8 protein-coding genes and 1 tRNA gene are annotated in these 7,090 nt (G+C 58.7%); 4 read left to right on the top strand and 5 right to left on the bottom strand.

The genetic code is table 11. The annotated features are described in order from the left end of the window. The first annotated feature begins 7 nt into the window (after positions 1–7). The 4 genes from queE (at position 8) to nadA (ending at position 2,818) form a co-directional block, all read left to right on the top strand. A complete protein-coding gene (gene queE, locus AC3WWR_RS26890; RefSeq protein ID WP_020798452.1) occupies positions 8–655 on the top strand; it encodes a 7-carboxy-7-deazaguanine synthase QueE in 648 nt (215 codons plus the stop codon). Between the two features lies 1 nt (position 656). Next, positions 657–1,349: a 7-cyano-7-deazaguanine synthase QueC gene (gene queC / locus AC3WWR_RS26895; RefSeq protein ID WP_020798451.1), complete on the top strand. Its 693-nt coding sequence runs from the start codon at positions 657–659 to the stop codon at positions 1,347–1,349. Positions 1,350–1,412: 63 nt separating this feature from the next. Next, positions 1,413–1,488, top strand: a tRNA-Lys gene (locus tag AC3WWR_RS26900). Between the two features lie 271 nt (positions 1,489–1,759). Next, positions 1,760–2,818: a quinolinate synthase NadA gene (nadA, locus tag AC3WWR_RS26905; protein ID WP_008054654.1), complete on the top strand. Its 1,059-nt coding sequence runs from the start codon at positions 1,760–1,762 to the stop codon at positions 2,816–2,818. 135 nt (positions 2,819–2,953) lie between these two features. On the opposite strand, the gene AC3WWR_RS26910 is transcribed toward nadA, so the two are convergent. The 5 genes from AC3WWR_RS26910 to AC3WWR_RS26930 form a co-directional block, all read right to left on the bottom strand. After that, a complete protein-coding gene (locus AC3WWR_RS26910) occupies positions 2,954–3,442 on the bottom strand; it encodes an RDD family protein (protein ID WP_020798450.1) in 489 nt (162 codons plus the stop codon). 94 nt (positions 3,443–3,536) lie between these two features. Next, positions 3,537–3,749, bottom strand: a complete 213-nt coding sequence (locus AC3WWR_RS26915; RefSeq protein ID WP_007977299.1) for a cold-shock protein — start codon at positions 3,747–3,749, stop codon at positions 3,537–3,539. A gap of 403 nt (positions 3,750–4,152) precedes the next feature. Beyond that, entirely contained in the window at positions 4,153–5,277 is a 1,125-nt protein-coding gene (gene gcvT / locus AC3WWR_RS26920) for a glycine cleavage system aminomethyltransferase GcvT (protein WP_033041496.1), read from the bottom strand. Between the two features lie 36 nt (positions 5,278–5,313). Further along, on the bottom strand, positions 5,314–6,690 hold the full coding sequence (locus AC3WWR_RS26925; protein ID WP_020798448.1) for an L-serine ammonia-lyase: 1,377 nt from the start codon (positions 6,688–6,690) through the stop codon (positions 5,314–5,316). Between the two features lie 184 nt (positions 6,691–6,874). Beyond that, the coding region (locus tag AC3WWR_RS26930) for a hypothetical protein (RefSeq protein ID WP_492599206.1) at positions 6,875–7,090 on the bottom strand (216 nt) is incomplete at its 5' end.

Raw genomic sequence — 7,090 nt, forward strand, 5'->3', positions numbered from 1 at the left:
GGCGACTATGCAAGACACATTGAGAATTACCGAAGTTTTCTACTCGTTGCAGGGGGAAACGCGGACTGCTGGCCTGCCCACTGTTTTTGTGCGCCTGACCGGTTGCCCTCTGCGTTGCCAGTACTGCGACAGCGCCTACGCATTCACGGGTGGGACCCTTCGCACCCTTGACGATATCCTCGAGCAGGTAGCCGGCTTTCGGCCGCGTTACGTCTGTGTCACAGGTGGCGAGCCCCTGGCCCAGCCCAATGCCATTCCATTGCTCAAGCGCTTGTGCGATGCCGGTTACGAAGTGTCACTGGAAACCAGTGGCTCCATTGATATCTCGGCGGTAGATTCCCGGGTCAGTCGCGTTGTCGACCTGAAAACCCCGGGTTCGAAGGAAGCGCACCGCAATCGCTATGAAAACATCGAGCTGCTGACGCCCAACGATCAGGTGAAGTTTGTCATCTGCTCGCGTGAAGACTATGACTGGTCCGTGTCCAAGCTGATCCAGTACGGTCTGGACCAGCGTGCCGGTGAAGTCCTGTTCTCGCCAAGCCACCACGATCTCAATGCGCGAGACCTGGCGGACTGGGTGGTGGCGGACAACCTGCCAGTGCGTCTGCAATTGCAGCTGCACAAATATCTTTGGAATGACGAGCCGGGGCGCTGAAATGACTGAACCACTCAACACTGCCGAAAAACGCGCGGTCATCCTGTTGTCCGGTGGCCTGGACTCGGCAACCGTCGTGGCCATGGCGCGTGCCGAAGGCTATAGCTGCTACACCATGAGCTTCGACTACGGCCAGCGCTCTCACGCCGAACTGTACGCCGCCGAACGCGTTGCCCGCGACCTGGGTGTGGTCGAGCACAAGGTCATCGGCCTTAACCTGAACGGAATGGGCGGCTCGGCGCTGACCGACACCAGCATCGATATCCCGGAAGAGTTGGGCGAGGGCATTCCGGTGACTTACGTGCCTGCGCGTAACACGGTATTCCTGTCCCTGGCGTTGGGCTGGGCGGAAGTGCTCGGTGCGCGGGATATCTTCATCGGCGTCAACGCGGTGGATTACTCCGGTTACCCGGATTGCCGTCCCGAGTTCATCGAATCGTTCGAGCGCATGGCCAATCTGGCGACCAAGGCAGGCGTGGAAGGCAATGGCTTCCGGATTCAGGCGCCGCTGCAAAACCTCAGCAAGGCACAGATCGTCCAGGCAGGTGTGAAGCTTGGCGTGAACTACGGCCTGACCGTTTCCTGCTACCAGGCCGACGATAACGGCCGTGCCTGCGGCAAGTGCGACAGCTGCCGACTGCGCGCAGAAGGCTTTGCGGCAGCCGGAATCAGCGACCCAACACCTTATTTTTGAATTATTTTAAAATAGGTGTTGAATAGTCCTTAAAAATCAGTATTATACGCGCCACCACACAGCGGGTCGTTAGCTCAGTTGGTAGAGCAGTTGGCTTTTAACCAATTGGTCGTAGGTTCGAATCCCACACGACCCACCATTTTTGGCGGTTTAGAAAATCCGGAAGGCCCACGCAAGTGAGGATTTCCGGGTTTTTTTTTGCCTGCGATTTAACGCTCGCCTGTTCCTTTGCTGCACTGCAGGGCGCAGGTCAGAATCATCTTTTGCATCCTGCCGATATTCTGTAGCCTTGCGCAGCTTCAACGCTGTCCGTGCCTGATCAATACTCACTTTCCCGGCGGTACCCTGTTGGGTCCGGAGCCGGGTGTATACTCGACTTTCGCGCGAATGCGCCTGCAGGTCTTGCGAACATGACGCAGATTTCCGAACGCCTTCTGGTTCAAGCCCACCTCGACGCCAAGCAGCCCAAGCCGCTGACCGCCGATGAGGAAGCTTATTATCGTGCCGCCATCGCTGCCGAGCTCAAGGCTCAGGACGCGGTGCTGGTGGCGCACTTCTATTGCGATCCGGTGATTCAGGCCCTGGCCGAAGAGACCGGAGGCTGTGTTTCCGACTCGCTGGAGATGGCCCGCTTCGGCAACGCCCACCCGGCCAAGACGGTGGTGGTCGCCGGTGTGAAGTTCATGGGCGAGACAGCCAAGATCCTCAACCCCGAAAAACGCATCCTGATGCCGACCCTGGAAGCGACTTGCTCGCTGGACCTTGGTTGCCCCGTCGATGAGTTTTCCGCGTTCTGTGACCAGCACCCGGAGCGTACGGTGGTGGTCTACGCCAATACCTCGGCGGCGGTCAAAGCCCGCGCGGACTGGGTGGTGACTTCAAGCTGCGCGCTGGAAATCGTCGAAAGCCTGATGGATAACGGTGAAACCATCATCTGGGGGCCGGACAAGCACCTGGGTACTTACATCCAGCGTCAGACCGGTGCCGACATGCTGCTATGGGACGGTGCCTGCATCGTTCACGAAGAATTCAAGTCCAAGCAGCTCGAAGACATGAAGGCGCTGTATCCGGATGCAGCGATCCTGGTACACCCGGAGTCGCCGACCTCGGTGATCGAGCTGGCGGATGCCGTCGGGTCTACCAGCCAGTTGATCGCGGCGGCACAGAGCCTGCCCAACAAGACCCTGATCGTCGCTACCGATCGCGGTATCTTCTACAAGATGCAGCAGCTGTGCCCGGACAAGGTCTTTATCGAAGCGCCAACGGCCGGTAACGGCGCGGCATGCCGCAGTTGCGCGCATTGCCCCTGGATGGCGATGAATACCCTTGAGCGCACGCTCAAGAGCTTGAAGGAAGGGACGAACGAGATCTTTGTTGATCCGGCGTTGATTCCGCAGGCGATTCGGCCGCTCAAGCGCATGCTGGACTTTACCCAGGCGGCGCGGATGAAGCTGGCCGGCAACGCCTGAGGTCTCTCATTCAGTAAAAAAAACTTGTGGGAGCGAGCCTGCTCGCGAAGACGGTGTAACAGTCAAAGTTGATAGTGACTGACACACCGCTTTCGCGAGCAGGCTCGCTCCCACAGTGGTTTTCGTATGGCTGAATTATTTGTTCTTCTTCGGGACCCGCACCAGCTGGGTGTTGGAATACATGTCATGCCAGCTGCGCTTCTGCTTGTCGAACAGCGACCAGAAGAACCCCAGGCCTACGCACAGCAACGACGCGATCGCCACTACAAAGCGCAACAGCGCCTGCCACAGGCTGATGGATGAGCCATCGGCATTCTGTACCCGTACGCACCACACCTGCATCCCCAGGGTCTGGCCTGAATAGGTCCAGAACTTGGCGAAGAAGCCGAACAGCACGAACAGCAGCACTGTTGAAAGCAGTGGATCGCCGTCCAGCGCGCCAGCTTCGGTCAGGGTGCGCATTTTCTCTTCGCCGATGATCGCCATCTGGATCATCTTGTAGACGCCGCTGGTGACGATCAGCAGGGCGGTGCACAGCAGGAAATCATAGAACATTGCTGCCAGGCGACGACCCAGGCCGACGGCGGGAAAGTCGCCCTGGGGTTTGAGCAGGTGTTTCGACATGGCAGCCTCTGGGCGCAAAAGAAGCCATTTTACGGATTTACGCGCACAAAAAAGCCCCTGATGTCAGCATCAGGGGCTTTTTCGTTACAGAAGATTAAGCTTCTGCTTGTACTTCGTCAGCCTGCATGCCTTTCTGGCCCTGCACAGCGATGAAGGTCACTTTCTGGCCTTCTTTCAGGCTCTTGAAACCGTTGCCCTGGATGGCGCGGAAATGCACGAACAGATCCGGACCGCTTTCAGGTGTGATAAAACCAAAACCTTTTTCGTCGTTAAACCACTTGACGGTACCGCTCTGACGTTGGGACATTTCTTATTTCCTTTGACGCAAAAAATTAATGACAGTCTCTTTCTCATGAAAGAGTACTGGGGCTGGTTGCAGGAGAGTAAGAAGACGTCGAACGGGATGTAGCTAACTTGTAGGCTACTGCCCAGGTCACGATTCCAAGCGACCCATGCAAACACAGTGAACAAACTCTACGCCAACTTCGGGAGAAAAAACAAGCCCCTTTGGAGGCCCCGGATTTGCTCAGGTTGCTGACACCACTGACAACTAGCGCGGGCGTATGCGTTGACGGTGTTCAGATGTTTTCGATCGTTATAAGCAAAGTTCATAATCGAAGCTAAGAGCCAAACGATGCACTATTTTATGGCGGTTGCGTTACACATTAGTGCAGTGTAAGCACAACCGCGTTACTTATAGGAACAGTCAATCAACCGCGATAGTAGCGTTGTGGAACAAATGGCATTTTGCTTACAAGCAAAGGCACCTTTTTCCCACGAACGATTGCCCATACCGGCGTATCGATGGCGGTGTAGGCGCTGTCCAGGTAACCCATGGCCAAAGGGCCACCCAAGGTCGGTCCAAAGCCGCCGCTGCAGACGCTGCCGATGATCTCGCCTGCTTCGTTGACGATTTCAGCACCTTCGCGCACAGGTGTGCGTTCCTGCGGTAGCAGGCCAACGCGCTTACGGGTAACACCGGTTTGTTGTTGTGCGAACACACTTTCTGCGCCAGGGAAGCCACCGGCGCGCGCGCCATCGGCACGACGCGGCTTGGAGATGGCCCATAACAGGCTGGCTTCGATCGGGCTGGTGTCGGTGTTCATGTCATGGCCGTACAGGCACAGGCCGGCTTCCAGGCGCAGGGAGTCGCGTGCGCCGAGGCCGATGGCCGCTACTTCAGGCTCGGCCAGCAAGGCCCGGGCCAGGGCTTCGGCGTTGGCGGCCGGTACCGAGATTTCGAAACCGTCTTCACCGGTGTAACCCGAGCGGCTGACAAAGCAGTCGACGCCCAGCAGTTTCACGGGGGCGAACTGCATGAAGGTCATCTTTGCCACTTCTGGCGCCAGACGTGCCAGTACGGTCACCGCGGCAGGACCTTGCAGGGCGAGCAGGGCGCGTTCTTCGAACAGGGGCTCGATGGTGCACTGGTCACCGATGTGCTTGCGCAGGTGGGCCAGGTCCTGGTCCTTGCAGGCGGCGTTGACCACCAAAAACAGTTCGTCGTTACCCAGGTTGGCGACCATCAGGTCGTCAAGGATGCCACCGGTCTCGTTGGTGAACATCGCGTAGCGCTGCATGCCCACCGGCAAGTCGACGATGTCCACTGGCACCAGAGTTTCCAGTGCCTTGGCGGCATTGGCGCCGGTCAGGCGAATCTGGCCCATGTGCGAGACATCGAACAGGCCGGCCTGCTCGCGGGTGTGCTGGTGTTCTTTCATCACGCCCAGCGGGTACTGCACCGGCATGTCATAGCCGGCGAACGGCACCATGCGCGCGCCCAATTCGACGTGCAGGGCGTGCAACGGCGTTTTCAACAGTTGTTCGGTGGACATATTCAGCTCCTGGAGAAGTGTGAAGATGAGCGCGCATCAGCACTCGATAATGTTGACCGCCAAACCGCCACGGGCGGTTTCCTTGTATTTGCTTTTCATGTCGGCGCCGGTTTGGCGCATGGTGCGGATGACCTTGTCGAGGGACACGAAGTGCTGCCCATCGCCGCGCATGGCCATGCGCACGGCATTGATGGCCTTGACCGAGCCCATGGCGTTGCGCTCGATGCAAGGCACTTGCACCAGCCCGCCAATCGGGTCGCAGGTCAGCCCGAGGTTATGTTCCATGCCGATTTCCGCAGCGTTTTCCACTTGCTGCACGGTGCCGCCAAGCACCTCGCAAAGGGCTCCCGCCGCCATTGAACAGGCCACACCGACTTCGCCCTGGCAGCCGACTTCGGCGCCCGAGATCGAGGCATTTTCCTTGTACAGAATGCCAATGGCCGCGGCTGTCAGCAGAAAGCGCACCACCCCGTCATCGTTCGCGCCGGGGATGAAGCGCATGTAGTAATGCAGTACCGCCGGGATGATCCCGGCCGCGCCGTTGGTCGGAGCAGTTACCACGCGTCCGCCGTTGGCGTTTTCTTCGTTGACCGCCAGGGCGTACAAGTTGACCCAGTCCAGTACCGACAGCGGATCGCGCAGTGACGATTCGGGGTTCTTGCACAATTGCCGATGCAGCGCGGCTGCCCGGCGCTTGACCTTCAGGCCTCCGGGCAGGATGCCTTCGTTGCGGCAACCGGCGGCGACGCAGTCCTGCATCACTTGCCAGATCTTCAGCAGGCCGGCGCGGGTTTCCGCTTCCGGGCGCCAGGCGCTTTCGTTGGTCAGCATCACCTGGCTGATGGACAAGCCGTAGGTGGTGCAGTGACCCAGCAGGTCCTTGGCGCTTTTGAACGGGAAGGTCAGGGGGGTAGCGTCTTCGACGATACGGTCGGCGCCGGCAGCGTCTTCATCGACGACAAAACCACCGCCGACCGAATAGTACTCGCGGCTGCGGATTTGCAAACCCGCGGTGTCGAAGGCGCGAAAGATCATGCCGTTGGGGTGATAAGCCAAGGGCTTGCGAATCATCGCCAGGTGTTCTTTCTCATTGAACGCAATGCTGTGTTCGCCGAGCAGGTTCAAACGACCATTGCCGCGAATTTCGTGCAGGCGAGCGGCGACGGTTTCGGTATCCACGGTGTCCGGGTGTTCGCCTTCCAGGCCGAGCAACACAGCCTTGTCGCTGCCGTGGCCTTTACCGGTGGCGCCGAGTGAGCCGTACAGCTCGACTTTGACGCAAGCGGTCGCGGTGAGCAGCCCTTCACGGCGCAAACCTTCGGCGAAACGTGCGGCTGCGCGCATCGGGCCGACGGTGTGGGAGCTGGAGGGGCCAATGCCAATCTTGAACAGGTCGAACACGCTTAACGACATGGTTGTTCTCCGGTTTCTTGTTATAGGCGTTTCACGGGAGATGCTTTGTGTAGGAGCTGCCGCAGGCAGCGATCTTTTGATCTTGTTTTTTTCAAGATCAAGATCAAAAGATCGCAGCCTGCGGCAGCTCCTACAGGGGGTGTGGTGTGCTTGATAGGGGCGAGTAAACCCGCCCCCTGTTGGTTTAAGCGTAGCTTTCGATCGACGGGCAGGCGCAGACCAGGTTGCGATCGCCGAAGACGTTGTCGACACGACCGACCGGCGGCCAGTACTTGCCTTCGATCAGCGAGGCAACCGGATAAACCGCCTGCTCACGGCTATACGGATGCGACCACTCGCCGACCAACTCCGCCGCGGTGTGCGGGGCGTTTTTCAGTGGGTTGTCGTCCTTGTCCAGGGT

It is taken from the genome of Pseudomonas sp. EB271-G4-1, assembly GCF_058791355.1.

Excerpts from the sequence above, each read along its gene's own strand:
- queC (WP_020798451.1), top strand. The coding sequence starts at position 657 with ATGACTGAACCACTCAACACTGCCGAAAAACGCGCGGTCATCCTGTTG.
- queE (WP_020798452.1), top strand. The coding sequence starts at position 8 with ATGCAAGACACATTGAGAATTACCGAAGTTTTCTACTCGTTGCAGGGG.
- nadA (WP_008054654.1), top strand. The coding sequence starts at position 1,760 with ATGACGCAGATTTCCGAACGCCTTCTGGTTCAAGCCCACCTCGACGCC.
- gcvT (WP_033041496.1), bottom strand. The coding sequence starts at position 5,277 with ATGTCCACCGAACAACTGTTGAAAACGCCGTTGCACGCCCTGCACGTC.
- AC3WWR_RS26925 (WP_020798448.1), bottom strand. The coding sequence starts at position 6,690 with ATGTCGTTAAGCGTGTTCGACCTGTTCAAGATTGGCATTGGCCCCTCC.
- AC3WWR_RS26910 (WP_020798450.1), bottom strand. The coding sequence starts at position 3,442 with ATGTCGAAACACCTGCTCAAACCCCAGGGCGACTTTCCCGCCGTCGGC.
- AC3WWR_RS26915 (WP_007977299.1), bottom strand. The coding sequence starts at position 3,749 with ATGTCCCAACGTCAGAGCGGTACCGTCAAGTGGTTTAACGACGAAAAA.